The organism is Streptococcus sp. SO2, from assembly GCF_030440025.1.
In genome coordinates this window covers 15,737-32,372 of record NZ_JAQFJH010000005.1, presented here as the reverse complement: position 1 = coordinate 32,372, position 16,636 = coordinate 15,737, and the positions used below count along the sequence as shown (strand labels likewise).

The window sequence follows — 16,636 nt, the reverse complement described above, 5'->3', positions numbered from 1 at the left end:
TTTCAAGATTTTGAATAATCTGAGAAGTTTGCATAAAATACCAGTGTAAGTTAAAAGGGAACCGAAGTCCCCTCTCTTCTTAAATCGTAACAGTGTCTCGATCTTTTATCATATAACGTTTCAGTGGGCTAAGACTAGCTAGCCAGTATAGTAGACCACCAAATAGCGCAGTAAATCCGCTACCAGTTGTGATTAAAAAGATTGGACTTTGAATTTGTGCAGTTACTGGGTTGTAGACAAAAAGTACCGCTACCAATAAGGAGATAAATACGCAAGACAAGCCAACTAAGTTAAATCCTTTAGTAAATTCGTAGGCGTCATGCCCTTCAAGGAAATAGGCTGAACGCAAGTCGAGTTTTCGTTTTCTTAAGATAAAATAGTCGACAACAATCATACCAATAATTGGCCCCTGAATATAGGCAGCTAGGGAGATGAAGGATCCGAAATACTCTTCTACTCCTCCCCAGATAGTGAGTAGACTCACGTAAACCATGGCAATCCAAACCATTAGTTTATAGCTTACTTTGGGCATCCCACTTTTTACAATCATACAGTTCACATATGATCCTGTCCCCTGGGTTCCAATATTAGCAAAGGCTACTAGTAGTAGACTTAAGAGAGCAAAGGCTGGGGTGCTTAGAGTTGATAGCATGGTTGTTGGATCACTTTCATACACACCTGTTTTAACAAACATGGCTAGAGCCATGACTCCACCTGTCGCAACGAAGAATGGAGCCACAACTCCGTATGATAAGGCTGTAGCCCAATAACCACTGCGTTCTGATTTTGCTAAACGTGGTAAAACCAATGCTTGTGTAGACCAAGAAAAGGCAAAGGCAACATTTCCTTCTCCGGAGAGCATGAAGCGTTCTAATGGCGTCAAATCTCCTTGAGTGGCTGGTTGGATATTCATAATATCCGTTATAGGAACGGCGACAAAGCAGATTCCAACGATAATGAGACCGACAATCAATAAGGCGATAACCAAGAAGCGATTGGTCCATTTAATCACTTCTGGGCCACCAAGAGCAATGAGAGTTCCAAGCAGAACACAGAGGGTACCAAGAATAGGCGCCCATACTCCCTTGTCCAAACCAAGACCAAAATTATTTGCCAAATGGATCATGGAACTAGCAAAAAGATTGGCCGCAACAGCATACCATCCAAAGTTAGCCAAGCTAATAATGGTCGATAACAGGGCTACACCTCTTTTTCCTAGAACAGCTCTCAACCAAATCCACAAATCAATTCCATACTTAACCGCAAACAAAATAGGGAGACATTCAATAAAAACCCAGATAATGTTAAAGCTAAAAATATTTATCAACATTTGATTAAAGGTCAAATATTGAGCTACATAGGCTCCTTGGGTATAACACCAAGTAGCGATGGCAAAACCACTTGTCGATAGAAAGAGATCCCAGAAAGAATACTGACGATCCTTATTGGTCATGGGAACAATTCCGGTTATGGTTTCTTGTTGGATATAGTCATTCATTTTAGACATGTTATTGAATTCCTCCCGTCATTGCTAAGATAATCAAAATAAGGTTGATTAGGACTATGGAGATGATTAAAATGAAATCACTTTTTAGGAAGGGTTGAACAAACTCGTAGTTTGGCGACTCCATTTCTTCCAATCTTCTCTTTGTTTCAGTTGCTACTAATTCTTCAATTTCAGATGTCGTTTTCATCTTAGTTTTCCTCCAAATACAAATCAAGAGCTAGTTGTCCATATTGTTTGGTATAGCGATACCAGATGTAGAGAAATTCACCAACTGGTTTTCCGACACTCTCCTGGAACAAAGCCCACAAGAACCAATAATATGAGGTTACTGCTACATAAGCCAAATAGTGACGTTTGGTTTTCTTATCTGGTACTTCTTGCAAATACAATTCCAGTACTTTTTCAGCATCCTCTACGGTATAATTGGAACACGCGATAAAGGTGCCCAAATCTCCTGCTGGCTCTCCCATTCCAGAATATTCCCAATCAATCAAGCTCATTTCGCCTGCTTCATTTAACAAAAAATTAGGACTATAGGAATCTCCATGACAAAGGACAACCTGTTTCGGATCATTCTGTAAATAGTTTTTGAGAAGTGAGACGGTTTTATCCAGTTCCTCGAGACCATCAAACTCGAACCGATTTCTAGCCTTCAATTTTTCTCTAAAATCAATAATTCCCTCAAATTGGTCAAAGGAATGTTCCGTTTTTTCTCCAGATTGGTGTAACCGTCTCAGGAGGTCCATTGCTTGTGCCACATCATCCCAATTATCATAATCCAGTTGCTTAGCATTGGGAATAAATTCTGAAATTTTCCAGCCCTCATCCTTGTTCATAGCTACGAAGGTACGGTCAATCTTTAATTTTGCAGCAATTTCCATAGAAGCTGCTTCACTAGCTCGGTCGATATAATTTTCCGTTCCCCTACCCGGATGACGGTAAACATATCTTTTTCCTAGACAGTCAAATGAAAATGATGTGTTGGTTAACCCATCTTTTAGAGGTTTGATATTGACAATATCTGAAGCCACACACTTTAATGTCTTACAGATATTATCAATAATGGCCGAATCTGCATTTACCAAATAACGTTCATCAAATTGACGGAGTTCATCTAGAGAGTCGAATTCTTTAACAATATCCGCTGAATAGTGGCGGGCTTCTAAAAGGAGTTTCTTGACATGCCGACTATAGTAATCCTCCCAAAGCTGTTCACGATAAGGTTCGTGTTTAAACTCGGTTTCTAAAATTTCCTTGAATTTCTCGCTAAATGCACGGTCAAAATAAACGTGCCCCACCATAGCCCAAGTATTTTCTCCACCAATCTGGATATCAATGATGGTGTGATTCGAATCCTCTATAGTACAATATTCGTCCGTTTGACCTTCTGCAAATATCGTCGAGTAGTAACCCCTATAAATATATTGCTCAAAAGGATTTTCCACAAAATAATTATCCGATGAACAAATATACGTGTTGGAAAGTTGATTTTTAACCAACATAAGAGACGAACAGTTATTATATTTGTAGTAATCATTATTTACTACAATTTTTACACCAAACTTCTCTGCAAGATAGAACATTTTTTCTTGAAGATAGCCTACAATAACGGTTATATCTTCTATTCCTGCTTCTTGCAGCTGTCTGATTTCCCTCTCTATCAAGCGTTCACCCTTGACTTGAAGCAATCCTTTGGGAATCTCATAAGACAAAGGAGCAAAACGGCTACTCATGCCAGCAGCCATTATAATGGCATTTTTTACTCGATAGGGTTCTAAAACTTTCTGACCTAGTTCAGTTAAGTGAAGCTCCTCATCAACCCACTTCTCTTCTTTCAGTTTTTTCAATAATGTGTTGATTGTTCCTAAAGATAGGTCTAACTCTTCAGCTAACTGTCGCTGAGTAAATGTCTTTTCTTTATGTATCAACATAAAACGCAAAAGTTTAAATTGTTTTTCTGTTAGCATTTCTCAGTCCTCCTGTTCAATTTTTTCTTACTAATATTATAATATGAACAAAAATGACTGCCAATTCAAATAGGGAAACAATGAGTAAAAATTAAGGTCTTTTTCCCTTTCCTCAAAAAATATATAAATAAAAGAGCTCCTTATTCTGGAGCCCTGAAATATTTTATATTTTTGATAAGTAGTCGTATTAGGTGTCGCTTGGCTGCAATCCTTATCCGCTGACTAAAACAATCCACTGGATTGGATGATTACTTGCGCAATCTCCATCCACAACCTAAACTAGTCTCCCAGACTAGAGGAGAATTGCTTGCGCAATCCTTATCCGCCGACTAAAACAATCCACTGGATTGTTTTAGCCACCTAGGTATGCTTTTCTGACTTCATCTGATGCTGCGAGTTCTTTTCCTGTTCCTGATAGGACGATCTTGCCTGTTTCAAGTACATAACCACGGTCAGAGATAGCAAGGGCCTTGTTAGCGTTCTGTTCAATTAGGAGAACCGTTGTTCCTTGCTTCTGAATATCTTGAATGATATCGAAAATTTCTTGGATAAAGATCGGGGCAAGTCCCATTGACGGCTCATCCAAGAGAAGGAGCTTAGGTGTAGACATGAGAGCGCGTCCCATAGCCAGCATCTGCTGTTCACCACCTGAAAGAGTTGCCGCATCTTGGTTTTTACGTTCTTCCAAACGAGGGAAGCGAGAAAAGACTTTTTTCAAGTTGGCTTGATTTTCTTCTCGATTTTTCTTCAAGAAAGCTCCCATTTCCAAGTTTTCCATAACAGTCAAACCTGGGAAAACATGGCGTCCCTCAGGAACTTGTGATAGACCAGCTGCCACGATTTTTTGGGCTGGCAACTTTTGAATTTCTTTGCCTAAAAACTGAATTTTTCCAGCACTTGGACGAACCAAACCTGAAAGAGTACGAAGAATAGTTGTTTTACCAGCACCATTAGCACCAATCAAAGAAACAACTTCACCTTCATTGACCTCAAAACTTACATCACGAACTGCTTGGATCATACCGTAATGCACAGAGAGGTTTTCAACTTTTAACATAGACATTAGGCTTCACCTCCTAGATAAGCTTCGATAACGCGTTTGTTGTTCTTGATCTCATCCGGAGTCCCATGAGCGATCAACCGACCATATTCAAGAACATAGATACGCTCAGTAACTTCCATAACCAAATTCATGTCGTGTTCAATGAGCATGATGGTAATTTTAAATTCATCTTTGATACGACGGATCAATTCTGTCAATTCAGCCGTTTCTTGTGGATTCATACCAGCTGCAGGTTCGTCCAAAAAGAGGATCTTAGGTTCAGTTGCCAGAGCACGAACGATTTCTAATCGACGTTGTTGACCATAGGCCAGATTCTTCGCAAGAGTATCTGCGTCACCATCCAAATCAAAAATCTTCAGCAAGTCCAAAGCTTTGCTTTTTAATTCTTCCTCATTCTTATAAAAAGCTGGTAGGCGTAGGAAGCTCGCAAGGACATGTTGTTTATGATGATTGCTAAATGCAATCAAAACATTTTCCAAAACTGTCAAGTCCTTGAACAAACGAATATTTTGGAAAGTACGACTGAGACCAAGTGAAGCAATCTTATAGGGAGTTTTCCCATTTAGGAGGTGACCATCTAGTGTCACAGTACCTTCGCTTGGTTCATAAACGCCGGTCAAGAGATTGAAAAGGGTTGTTTTACCAGCCCCGTTTGGTCCAATCAGACCAACCAATTCTCCCTCATTCAATTCAAGAGTGACATCTCCAACAGCTGTTAGACCGCCAAAATGTTTGGTTAACTGTTTAACTTCAAGTAATGCCATTAATTTTGTCCCTCCTTCTTCGATTTTTTAAAGAAACGTGATAGACTCAATTCCCATGTCCCAAGAAGTCCACCTGGTCTGAAAATCATGACCAATACAAGAGCCAAAGCGTAGATGATCATACGTACGCTTGCTACATCCTGAAGGAGCATATTTAAAATTCCTAAAACAATCGCTGAAACGATGGTACCAGTAATCGATCCAAGTCCACCAAATACAACGATAATCAACACATTGATGGAATTAATAAAGGTGTAATCTTTTGGAACAACAGATCCGATAAAACCAGCTTGAAGTGAACCAGCAATACTTGCTGTAATAGCACCAAAGACAAAAGCGATAATCTTGATCTTTGTAGTGTTTACCCCAACAGACTCTGCAGCAATCTCATCCTCACGAACAGATAGAGTAGAGCGTCCAATTGGACTACGTAAGAAGTTGAGAGTTGCAATAGTTGTAATCACTACAAAAAGATAAACCATTTGCCAGTTGGTAAAGTTTGGAATACCCAAGATACCAGCAGCACCGTTGGTCAAACTTCCACCATTAATGATAAAGATACGAATGATTTCTGAAACACCTAGTGTCGCAACAGCCAGGTAGTCACCCTTTAAACGAAGCGTTGGAATCCCAACGAGCAAAGCGACTGCACCAGAAATCAAGGCACCCAAGACCATTGCTCCAAAGAAGGCACCATAGGTTGGTGATTTTGAACCAATAATCGCTGCTGCATAAGCCCCAATTGCCATAAAACCTGCATGACCGAGTGAGAATTGGCCTGAAAAACCAACGATTAAGTTCAAACCTACTGCAAGGATGATATTAATTCCAATTTGTTCTAAAATTTGGACATGGAATAGATTGAGAACACCAGCAGAAACCAGTACACTAATCAATCCATAACCCGCTAACAGAAGGAATAACCAGAGAATATTTACTTTAAGATTTGTCTTCATTGTTTACACCTTCTCTTTCACATTCTTACCAAGGATACCTGCAGGTCGAACAATCAGAATCAAAAGCAAGATTCCATACACGATAGCATCACGGAAATCAGACATACCGAAGGCAGTAGCAAAAGTTTCCAATAAGCCAATCACAAATCCCCCTAGAGCTGCACCAGGAATAATACCGATACCACCAAGAACGGCCGCAACGAATGATTTTAGACCTGGAGTCACACCCATCAAAGGTTCAAGAGAGTTGTAGTAAAGGGCAATGAGAACACCTGCTGCACCAGCAAGGGCTGAACCCAAAGCAAAGGTAAAGCTGATTGTGCGATTTACATTAATTCCCATCAATTGAGCCGCGTCACTATCAACTGATACCGCACGCATGGCTTTCCCCATTTTTGTTTTTTGGACGATCAATTGTAATAAAACCATCAACAGCACAGAAACTGCTAAAATCATCAATTGAACATTTGTCAAGCTAATTGGTCCCAAGTCAAAGCGGACTGTTTCAATTGCTTGAGGGAAGGCACGAGTATTGGCGCCTACTAGATAAACCATTCCGTATTCCAGTAGGAAAGACACTCCGATGGCAGTAATCAATACAGCAATACGTGTAGAGTGTCGTAAAGGACGGTAGGCAAGAAACTCAATCACAACACCAAGTAGTGCAGTTCCAGCCATTGAAATAATTAAAGCTAAAAAGAAATCCATTTGGAAAGAATTAATCAAAAAGTAACCAATAAAGGCACCCATCATGTAAATATCGCCATGGGCGAAGTTGATGAGTTTGATAATTCCATAAACCATGGTATAACCCAGAGCTAAAAGTGCATAAACACTACCCAGAATTAGACCATTCACAAGTTGTTGGAGCATAGCATTCACTCTTTTCTATCGTTATTTTTTAGAAAATTTCATTATTTTCACAAGTTCATAAACACCGAAACAGGGAGTGAGTCAAAGGCTCATTCCCCATTTCAATTACTATTCTAATGTTATGGTTTTACAACTTCTGCTTCTTCAACTTTACCATTGTTCATGGTCATCATGTAAGCAGTTTTCACTGTATTGTGGTCAGCATCAAAGCTTGTTTGACCAGTTACACCTTCAAAATCTTTGGTTTTAGCAAGGTTGTCCTTGATCTCACTTGAGTTTTTAGCACCTTTTGCAGCATTTGCTACTAGGTAAACTGAGTCATAGGCCAAAGCTGAGAATGTTGAAGGCTCTTCATTGTATTTAGCACGGTATGCTTCAAGGAAAGCTTTAGCTTTTGCAGAAACGTCAACTGTAGTTGAGAATCCAGAGATGAAGTAAATGTTTGATGCTCTTTCAGCAGTTGCTTGTTGAACAAATTCTTCACCGTTAAATCCATCACCACCAACGATTGGTTTATCAATTCCCATACCACGAGCTTGGTTTACAATTTTACCTGCTTCTGTGTAGTAACCTGGAACAACGATAGCATCAAACTCTTTGCCTTTCATTTTAGTAAGGGCTGCTTGGAAGTCTGTATCACCTGCTACAAACGTTTCATCTGCTACAATCTCACCCTTGTAGGATTCGCGGAATGATTTAGCAATACCTTTAGCATAGTCACTAGCATTGTCAGTATAAAGAACAACCTTCTTAGCATTCAATTTGTTTGTTACATAGTTAGAAATAATCTTCCCTTGGAAGCTATCTTGGAATGTTCCGATAAATAGGTAATCTTGACCTTTAGTCAAACCGTCTTGAGTAGCACTTGGTGAAATCAATGGCACTCCAGCTTTAGTAGCGTTAGCTACAGCTGCAGCAGTTGCACCAGATGTCGCAGGTCCTACAATAGCTGCTACTTTTGATTGGGTAACAAGGTTTGTTGTAACAGAAGCTGCTTCAGCAGTTTCTGACTTGTTGTCTTTATCTACAACTTCGATTTGTTTTCCATCAATTCCACCTGCAGCGTTGATTTCGTCTACAGCAAGTTGGGCACCTTTTTGTTCAGCTGTACCGTAAGCTGCAACAGCACCTGTCTCTTCAAAGTTAAAACCGATTTTAATTGTTTTTTCGTCTACTGGATTTCCAGTTGTGTTTGACGCTCCTGACTTGACCTCTCCACAGGCAGCAAGAAGAGCCACACTAGCAAGAGCCACAAAAGATAGGGCAAATTTTTTCTTCATTTTTAATCTCCTTATAGTTGTTTCAAAAAATAGTATGTTAAGAATATACCGAATTATCAGAAAATTGTCAATACATTTATTTAATTTTTTAAATGATAACGTTTTCTTCGTTACGATAGAGGTTGCCAACGAAGGGAGTCTCTAGCTCTTGGATATGGCAACGTCTAATTTTCTTGATATATCTTTCCTTACCTAATCTCTCAACTAAGTCATCTAGCTCCTCAGTTGAAACATAGAGCTGCAAGTAACGACGTTTTTTGGAATGGTAACAGATATCACCGTATTCCTGAAGTTTTTTTGCGTCTCGATTATAGTAGAGATAGATGATTAATCCTGATCGATTTGTTTTTTCAAACATGAGGGATCCTCTTTCTAAGAAATCTTCTCCTATTATATCAAAAAAAGCAAACTTCGTCGAGTTTGCTTTCTAGGTTGCTTAGCTTAAAGAATTATTGGCCATGATTTCATCAATAAAGCCATATTCAAGTGTTTCTTGGGCACTCATCCAGTAATCACGTTCCGCATCTGCATGAATTTGCTCGACTGATTTACCAGAGTTATCTGCAAGGATTTGCTCCAATGTCTTACGAGTTTTAAGCAAGTGCTCTGCAGCGATTGCCATATCGGTTTGTTGGGTACCACCACCTGTACCACCCATTGGTTGGTGAATCATGTACTCTGCATTTGGAAGCATGAAACGTTTGCCTTTGGCGCCACTTGATGCAATAACAGTCCCCATGGATGCAGCCATCCCCATAACGATTGTTTGGACATCTGCCTTGATAAAGTTCATGGTATCAACGATTGCCAAACCAGCTGAAACAGAGCCCCCAGGTGTATTGACATAAAGGTAAATGTCTTTTGTACTATCTTGGGCATCCAAGAAGAGCAACTGGGCGATAACGGAGTTGGCCATGTTGTCTTCAACTGGACCTGTTAGCATGATGATGCGGTCTTTCAGAAGACGAGAGTAAATATCATAGGAACGTTCTCCACGGCTTGTTTGTTCAATAACTACAGGAATCATTCATTTCTCCTTTTAATGTTGAATTTTCTTAGTCTTACGACTCAATACAGAACTATTATATCTTTTTGGTCAAAAAAGGTCAAATTTTGCTCTATTCTCTAAACAGAAACAAAAACTCAACCTCCTTTCAAGTCAAAAACGAACTTCTAGTTTCAGTATTTACTTTGGGATTTTATTTAGTACCGAACAAGCGGTCTCCAGCATCTCCAAGACCTGGAACGATATAACCGTGTTCGTTCAAGCGTTCATCCAAGGCTGCTGTAAAGATTTCTACATCTGGGTGTGCTTCTTGAAGAGCTTTCACCCCTTCTGGAGCAGATACTAGGCAGACAAACTTGATATTTGATGCGCCACGTTTTTTAAGGGAGTCAACAGCCAAGATAGCTGAACCACCCGTTGCCAACATTGGATCCACGACAAAGATTTGACGTTGGTCAATATCTTCAGGCAATTTCACCAAGTATTCAACTGGTTGAAGGGTTTCTTCATCACGGTACATACCGATATGACCAACTTTAGCTGCTGGAACCAAGCTCAAGAGGCCATCTACCATCCCGATACCTGCACGCAAGATTGGGACAATCGCCAATTTTTTCCCAGCCAATTGTTTTTGAACGGTCTTTGTGATAGGTGTTTCGATTTCCACGTCTTCAAGTGGAAGATCACGAAGTACTTCATATCCCATCAACATTGCAATCTCATCTACTAGCTCACGAAAAGCTTTTGTAGAAGTGTCTGTACGACGCAAGATTGACAATTTGTGTTGAATGAGTGGATGATTAATGACTTCAATTTTTCCCATTTTCTGAGTTCCTTCTTTCAATTTATTCTTCTTATTATATCAAAAAACGGTTTAAAAAGCTTTCTAAACCATTTATTTTAATTAATTTTTAAAGCAAATCTGCCTCTTGAAGAGCTGTCTGAACAGTCTCTAATGGTAAATGGGTCAACTCGGTGCCTTTTTCTTGATAAAGGTATTTGGCATAGTCATCCATACGATACTGATTGATATAGACTACACGTTTACAACCGACTTGTAAGAGTTGTTTTGTACAATTTAAACAAGGGAAATGAGTTACATAAGCTGTAAATCCTCTAGGAACCCCTCGTTCAGCCCCCTGGAGAATAGCATTGACCTCAGCGTGAAGGGTTCGAACACAGTGACCCTCAATGACCAGACATTCGTGATCGATACAGTGCTCTGTTCCTGATACGGAACCATTGTAGCCTGTTGAAATGACTTTATTGTCCTTAACGAGGACAGCTCCCACCTTGGCACGTTTGCAGGTCGAACGATTGGCAATCAGTAAAGCCTGGGCTGCAAAGTACTCATCCCAAGCCAGTCTTTTTTCTGTCATAAGTCTTCTCCTTTTCCTCTATTTTTTGAAAAATGGCAAGCGTAAATCTGCAATCTTTTCAGCCGGAACCTTCATGCCATCCTTGATCCATTTGAGCAGAACCGATACGATGGCAGAACTCCAAAAGGAATGAAGGTAGCTGCTAACGCCTTTTGACTTTCCGTGGTATTTTTCTAGAAATTCCTGCATGGCTTGGACAAAAATCTTTTCCAAATGGTAGTCCAGAGCAAGTTGGATAACTTTGGCTTCTTTCTTGGCTGCGCGGAAAAGGTGTACCCAGACTAGATAAAGGTCTGTTTTAACATCGTAGTGGCTCAACTGTTCCATAATGTTATGGACACTGCGTTTAAAAACACTTTCCAAAATCTCTTCTTTGGAGTCATAGTTACGATAGAAGGCAGCACGAGAGACGCCCGCCCGTTTGACCAGCTCCGAAATGCTGATCTTGGCCAAGTCTTTTTTCTCTAGAAGTTGCAAAAGAGCCGTCTCGATTGCTTCTCTGGTTAAAAAATTGGATTCTTGATTTGATTTTCTGAGATTTTCAAGAGATTTTTCAGATATTTTACGTTCAGACATAACAATTTCTTTCTACTTGTGACAACAGAGAGGTGGTACTTTTGTTTCAAGGGCTTTCATGATATAATTGTAAAAAAAGACAGAACCTTTGTCAATGTATAAGTGACAAAGATGGAGAATTTCTATGACTTGGAAGATTGTAGCTGACTCTGGTTGTGATTATCGTCAACTGGCAACTCCTGCTATTGATACGGAATTTGTTAGTGTTCCTTTAACCATTCAAGTAGCTGATCAGGTCTTTATCGATGATGCCAATCTTGACATTGACCACATGATGGAAACCATGTATGCGACTTCTGAGGCTTCAAAATCAGCTTGTCCTAGCCCTGATGATTACTTGCGAGCATTTGAAGGTGCTAAGCATATCTTTGTCGTTACTATCACTGGTACTCTTTCAGGTAGCCATAATAGTGCACAGCTCGCTAAGAATATCTATCTGGAAGAACACCCTGACACTCAGATTCATGTGATCGATACATTGTCTGCAGGTGGTGAGGTTGACTTGATTGTCGATAAAATCAATAGCTTGATTGATCAAGGACTTTCTTATGAGGAAATTGTTGAAGCTATTACAGCCTACCAAGAAAAAACGAAGTTGCTTTTTGTACTCGCTAAGGTTGATAACTTGGTAAAAAATGGTCGTTTAAGCAAGCTGATCGGTACAGTTGTCGGTCTTCTCAACATCCGTATGGTTGGGGAAGCAAGTGAAACTGGAACCCTAGAACTACTCCAAAAAGCGCGTGGACCAAAAAAATCCCTTCAAGCAGCCTATGAAGAACTCATCAAGGCTGGCTACGCTGGTGGCCGTATCGTCATGGCTCATCGCAGCAATGATAAATTCTGTCAGCAATTGTCAGAACGCTTGCTGGAAACATTCCCACAAGCCACTATCAAAATCGTTCCAACATCCGGTCTCTGCAGTTTTTATGCAGAAGATGGCGGTTTGTTGATGGGATATGAAATTAACTAAGATTATGAGCAACAAGAGATGCCAAGCATCTCTTGTTTTTTGTGGTACAATAGAGCTATGAAACATTTTGATACTATTGTCATCGGTGGTGGACCTGCTGGCATGATGGCTACGATTTCCAGTAGCTTTTATGATCAGAAAACTCTACTCATTGAAAAAAATCGCAAACTTGGCAAAAAATTAGCTGGAACGGGCGGTGGTCGTTGTAATGTGACCAACAATGGAACTTTAGATGACCTAATGGCTGGAATTCCTGGTAACGGGCGCTTTTTATACAGTGTCTTTTCCCAGTTTGATAACCACGATATCATCAACTTTTTTACGGAAAATGGTGTTAAACTTAAGGTCGAAGACCACGGACGCGTCTTTCCTGCTAGTGACAAGTCTCGGACTATTATCGAGACACTAGAAAAGAAAATCACTGAACTCGGTGGTCAAGTTGCTACTCAAACAGAAATTGTTTCGGTTAAAAAGATAGACGACCAGTTTGTCCTTAAGTCCGCAGACCAAAGCTTCACTTGCGATAAACTCATTGTCACAACTGGCGGAAAATCCTATCCTTCTACAGGTTCGACTGGTTTTGGACATGAGATCGCCCGTCATTTTAAACATACCATTACTGAGCTTGAGGCTGCTGAGAGTCCTTTGTTGACTGATTTTCCACACAAAGCGCTTCAGGGGATTTCACTAGACGATGTAACCCTAAGCTATGGCAAGCATGTCATCACTCATGATCTGCTCTTTACCCACTTTGGTTTGTCAGGTCCTGCTGCTCTGCGTATGTCTAGCTTTGTAAAGGGTGGTGAGGTTCTCTCGCTAGATGTTTTGCCTCAACTTTCTGAGAAGGACTTGGCTGCATTTCTAGAAGAAAATCGGGAAAAATCCTTGAAAAATGCTTTAAAAACTTTGCTTCCAGAACGCTTGGCAGAATTTCTTGTGCAAGGCTATCCTGAAAAAGTCAAACAACTGACTGAAAAGGAAAGCGAACAACTTCTCCAGTCCATCAAGGCTCTCAAAATCCCTGTGACCGGAAAAATGTCCCTTGCCAAATCCTTTGTCACCAAGGGGGGCGTCAGTCTCAAGGAAATCAACCCTAAAACACTGGAAAGCAAACTGGTCCCTGGGCTCCACTTTGCTGGTGAGGTACTGGATATCAATGCCCACACGGGTGGCTTTAACATCACTTCTGCCCTCTGCACCGGCTGGGTGGCAGGCTCAAATCCAATAAATACCAAATAAGAAAGGAAGTCCTTTGGAACATATTATTTTACTAAGAGGTGTTACTCCTAATGGAAAAAATGCTATCCCGAAAATGTCTTATTTGATAGATATTTTGACAGAAGCTGGTTTTCAACACGTTCGAACCTATATTCAAAGTGGGAATATCATTCTTGAGAGTGACTCAGATTTAGAAGAAATACGAGAACGCGTTCATACTTTGATAAAGGAAAAAATTGGGGCCGACTTAAAAATGGTTATCAAGAATAAGAACGATTTTGAAAAGATTGTTCATGAGAATCCATTTAAAGAAGACTATCTTCATGATCGTGTGCATGTAATTCTTTATCAAGGACTTATCCAAAGTCTGCCACTAGAAAAATTGAAAACTGACTACGGCGAGGAAGAAATCTGTGTAGGCGATTACTGTCTCTACCTCTATCTTCCTAGAACTGCAAAACAAAAAAAGCTCAATACCAACTATCTTGAAAAATTGTTTGGCGTGGTTCTGACCATGCGAAAGTTAAACGTAGTTGAAAAACTATTAACCAAATAGTACTTGAAACCAGAAAAAATCAGCAGAGGTAACTCCGCTGATTTTTATTTTGTCTGTGTCCGAACGTAAGCAGCAATAACATCTGATGTGTATTGAGCTGTACCAGGTCCAAACTTGTCAATGTTTTCCTTAAACTCTGGGTTGTAAACGTAGCCTTTACCGATATGGCCGAATACTTCAATAGAGCAGTCAAATCCATAAGTACGAATAGCTTGCAATAGTTTGGCTGCTTGCTCTTGGTTTTCGGCCGCTGTTGCAAGCAGACCAGCTTGAAGGTTTTGAGCCAAAACTTGAAAAACTTGGTTAAAGGCAGCCGTAGCCTCATCTTCGTGACCTTTCTGGCGTTCAAGCGCTTGGTCCATAACTTCTTGACCATATTTCTCTACCGCTTCTTGGTGGTATTTTTGATTGTCTTGATAGCTAAATCCAGTGAATTTTTCCTCAATGGTCATTTTTCTTTCTCCTTTTTGTTCTTGAATGGTTTTTTGCAAGGTGGAAATCAAGGTATCCAGATGTTGCCTTTCTCGAGTTAGATAGTCCAACTGCCTAGTCAAATGAGGCAATAAATCTTTCCTTTCTTCCTTTAACAGCTCTGCTATTTTTTCTAAAGAAAAGCCTAGATATTTGTAATACAGAATGACCTGAAGTCGTTCCAAATCCTCTTGACTATAGGTTCGATAGCCGTTTTCCGACTTTAAGGGAACCAAGAGCCCTATCTTATCGTAGTGGTGCAGAGTCTTGACAGAGACACCTGAAAGCTGCGCAGCTTCTTTTATATGGTACATGATTTCCTCCTTATACTCAATGAAAATCAAAGAGCAAACTAGGAAGCTAGCCGCAGGATGCTCAAAGTACAGCTTTGAGATTGCAGATAAAGCTGACGTGGTTTGAAGAGATTTTCGAAGAGTATTACATTGATAGTATAACCCCTCCCCCTAGGTCAGAGTCAAGCGTTTTTGAGAAAAATTTTTAACTTTTTGAGAAAGGTGTGAAAACTTGAAAATGGTTTTCTTGACAGACCTTTGAAAACATGATAGGATAGTCAAGTCTATCAATCAAACAGAAGGCTCATAGAGAGCCATTGAGAGAAGGCTATTTGACAACTCAAGTAGCCTTTTCTTATTTTAAAAAACGAGATTGGAGTTTCAACTATGTCAGAAAAATCGCAATGGGGCTCGAAACTAGGCTTTATACTAGCATCTGCTGGTTCAGCTATCGGACTTGGAGCCGTTTGGAAGTTCCCCTACATGACTGCTGCTAATGGCGGTGGAGGCTTTTTACTGGTCTTTCTCATTTCCACTATTTTAATCGGCTTCCCGCTCCTGCTGGCTGAGTTTGCCCTTGGCCGTAGTGCTGGCGTTTCCGCTATCAAAACCTTTGGAAAACTTGGTAACAATAGCAAGTACAACTTTATCGGTTGGATTGGTGCCTTTGCCCTCTTTATCCTTCTCTCCTTTTACAGTGTTATCGGTGGATGGATTCTAGTCTATCTAGGTATTGAGTTTGGGAAATTGTTCCAACTTGGTGGAACGGGTGATTATGCTCAGTTATTTACTTCAATCATTTCAAATCCAGCCATTGCCCTAGGAGCTCAAGCAGCCTTTATCTTGTTGAATATCTTTATTGTATCACGTGGGGTTCAAAAAGGGATTGAAAGAGCTTCGAAAGTCATGATGCCGCTGCTCTTTATCATCTTTGTCGTCATCATCGGGCGCTCTCTCAGCTTGCCAAATGCCATGGAAGGGGTTCTCTACTTCCTCAAACCAGACTTTTCAAAACTAACTAGCGCTGGTCTCCTCTATGCCCTGGGACAATCTTTCTTTGCTCTCTCACTAGGGGTGACAGCCATGCTGACCTATGCATCCTACTTGGACAAGAAAACCAATCTGGTCCAGTCAGGGATTTCCATCGTAGCCATGAACATATCGGTATCCATCATGGCGGGACTAGCTATTTTCCCAGCCATGTCAGCCTTCAATATTCAGTCTGAAGGGGGACCAAGCCTGCTCTTTATCGTCTTGCCTCAACTCTTTGACAAGATGCCTTTTGGAACTATTTTCTACATTCTTTTCCTCTTGCTCTTCCTCTTTGCGACGGTCACTTCCTCTGTCGTGATGCTGGAAATCAATGTGGGCAATATCACCAATCAGGACAACCGCAAGCGTGCTAAATGGAGTGCTATTTTAGGAATCTTGACCTTTGTCTTTGGAATTCCTTCAGCTCTATCCTATGGGGTCATGGCGGATGTTCATATCTTTGGGAAGACTTTCTTTGATGCTATGGATTTCTTGGTTTCCAATCTCCTCATGCCATTTGGAGCCCTCTGCCTGTCACTTTTTACTGGCTATATCTTTAAAAAGGCCCTTGCCATGGAGGAACTGCATCTTGATGAAAGAGCCTGGAAACAAGGACTTTTCCAAGTCTGGCTCTTCCTTCTTCGTTTTATCATTCCAATCATCATCATTGTGGTTTTTATCGCCCAATTTATGTAATCAAAAAGGACTTGAGTAGTAAACTCAGG

18 protein-coding genes are annotated in these 16,636 nt (G+C 40.4%); 4 read left to right on the top strand and 14 right to left on the bottom strand.

The window, feature by feature from the left end; genetic code table 11:
• Nucleotides 1–79: 79 nt before the first annotated feature.
• From PCY17_RS06425 to PCY17_RS06365, 13 genes are all read right to left on the bottom strand, one after another.
• Nucleotides 80–1,507: a cytosine permease gene (locus PCY17_RS06425; protein WP_000041471.1), complete on the bottom strand. Its 1,428-nt coding sequence runs from the start codon at nt 1,505–1,507 to the stop codon at nt 80–82.
• A gap of 1 nt (nt 1,508) precedes the next feature.
• Nucleotides 1,509–1,694 (bottom strand): hypothetical protein, encoded by a 186-nt coding sequence (locus PCY17_RS06420; protein ID WP_000859102.1) that lies wholly within the window; start codon nt 1,692–1,694, stop codon nt 1,509–1,511.
• Between the two features lies 1 nt (nt 1,695).
• On the bottom strand, nt 1,696–3,474 hold the full coding sequence (locus PCY17_RS06415; RefSeq protein ID WP_215804490.1) for a phosphotransferase: 1,779 nt from the start codon (nt 3,472–3,474) through the stop codon (nt 1,696–1,698).
• Between the two features lie 352 nt (nt 3,475–3,826).
• A complete protein-coding gene (locus tag PCY17_RS06410) occupies nt 3,827–4,537 on the bottom strand; it encodes an ABC transporter ATP-binding protein (RefSeq protein ID WP_242745813.1) in 711 nt (236 codons plus the stop codon).
• Nucleotides 4,537–5,301 (bottom strand): ABC transporter ATP-binding protein, encoded by a 765-nt coding sequence (locus tag PCY17_RS06405; RefSeq protein ID WP_001186014.1) that lies wholly within the window; start codon nt 5,299–5,301, stop codon nt 4,537–4,539. The genes PCY17_RS06410 and PCY17_RS06405 overlap by 1 nt, the downstream gene beginning before the upstream one ends.
• On the bottom strand, nt 5,301–6,257 hold the full coding sequence (locus tag PCY17_RS06400) for a branched-chain amino acid ABC transporter permease (RefSeq protein ID WP_000856262.1): 957 nt from the start codon (nt 6,255–6,257) through the stop codon (nt 5,301–5,303). Before PCY17_RS06400 ends, PCY17_RS06405 begins: the two co-directional genes overlap by 1 nt.
• Before the next feature lie 3 nt (nt 6,258–6,260).
• Complete coding sequence (locus tag PCY17_RS06395; protein WP_000941413.1) at nt 6,261–7,130, bottom strand: branched-chain amino acid ABC transporter permease; 870 nt, start codon at nt 7,128–7,130, stop codon at nt 6,261–6,263.
• Nucleotides 7,131–7,249: 119 nt separating this feature from the next.
• Entirely contained in the window at nt 7,250–8,410 is a 1,161-nt protein-coding gene (locus tag PCY17_RS06390) for an ABC transporter substrate-binding protein (RefSeq protein ID WP_301392243.1), read from the bottom strand.
• A gap of 88 nt (nt 8,411–8,498) precedes the next feature.
• Nucleotides 8,499–8,768 (bottom strand): YlbG family protein, encoded by a 270-nt coding sequence (locus PCY17_RS06385; protein ID WP_049478307.1) that lies wholly within the window; start codon nt 8,766–8,768, stop codon nt 8,499–8,501.
• Nucleotides 8,769–8,846: 78 nt separating this feature from the next.
• Nucleotides 8,847–9,437 (bottom strand): ATP-dependent Clp protease proteolytic subunit ClpP, encoded by a 591-nt coding sequence (gene clpP / locus PCY17_RS06380; protein ID WP_000613467.1) that lies wholly within the window; start codon nt 9,435–9,437, stop codon nt 8,847–8,849.
• A gap of 172 nt (nt 9,438–9,609) precedes the next feature.
• Nucleotides 9,610–10,239, bottom strand: coding sequence for a uracil phosphoribosyltransferase (gene upp, locus PCY17_RS06375; protein WP_000515974.1), 630 nt, complete (start codon nt 10,237–10,239; stop codon nt 9,610–9,612).
• Between the two features lie 88 nt (nt 10,240–10,327).
• Nucleotides 10,328–10,795, bottom strand: a complete 468-nt coding sequence (locus tag PCY17_RS06370; RefSeq protein WP_049478306.1) for a cytidine/deoxycytidylate deaminase family protein — start codon at nt 10,793–10,795, stop codon at nt 10,328–10,330.
• Nucleotides 10,796–10,813: 18 nt separating this feature from the next.
• Complete coding sequence (locus PCY17_RS06365) at nt 10,814–11,371, bottom strand: TetR/AcrR family transcriptional regulator (protein ID WP_000003897.1); 558 nt, start codon at nt 11,369–11,371, stop codon at nt 10,814–10,816.
• A gap of 124 nt (nt 11,372–11,495) precedes the next feature.
• Here PCY17_RS06365 and PCY17_RS06360 point away from each other — a divergent pair, with 124 nt between their 5' ends.
• Genes PCY17_RS06360 through PCY17_RS06350 form a run of 3 tightly spaced genes read left to right on the top strand, consistent with a single transcriptional unit; the run spans nt 11,496 to nt 14,115 of the window.
• Nucleotides 11,496–12,341, top strand: a complete 846-nt coding sequence (locus PCY17_RS06360) for a DegV family protein (RefSeq protein WP_049520578.1) — start codon at nt 11,496–11,498, stop codon at nt 12,339–12,341.
• Nucleotides 12,342–12,398: 57 nt separating this feature from the next.
• Nucleotides 12,399–13,580, top strand: a complete 1,182-nt coding sequence (locus PCY17_RS06355) for an NAD(P)/FAD-dependent oxidoreductase (protein WP_049520587.1) — start codon at nt 12,399–12,401, stop codon at nt 13,578–13,580.
• Between the two features lie 13 nt (nt 13,581–13,593).
• Nucleotides 13,594–14,115 carry a DUF1697 domain-containing protein gene (locus tag PCY17_RS06350; RefSeq protein ID WP_000400042.1) on the top strand — a complete coding sequence of 174 codons (522 nt, stop codon included), beginning with the start codon at nt 13,594–13,596 and terminating at the stop codon, nt 14,113–14,115.
• Nucleotides 14,116–14,159: 44 nt separating this feature from the next.
• Here PCY17_RS06350 and PCY17_RS06345 read toward each other — a convergent pair whose 3' ends face one another.
• Nucleotides 14,160–14,900: a MerR family transcriptional regulator gene (locus tag PCY17_RS06345; RefSeq protein WP_000274773.1), complete on the bottom strand. Its 741-nt coding sequence runs from the start codon at nt 14,898–14,900 to the stop codon at nt 14,160–14,162.
• 366 nt (nt 14,901–15,266) lie between these two features.
• Between PCY17_RS06345 and PCY17_RS06340 the strand changes: the two genes are divergently transcribed.
• Nucleotides 15,267–16,607, top strand: a complete 1,341-nt coding sequence (locus tag PCY17_RS06340; RefSeq protein ID WP_301392215.1) for a sodium-dependent transporter — start codon at nt 15,267–15,269, stop codon at nt 16,605–16,607.
• Nucleotides 16,608–16,636 lie beyond the last annotated feature (29 nt).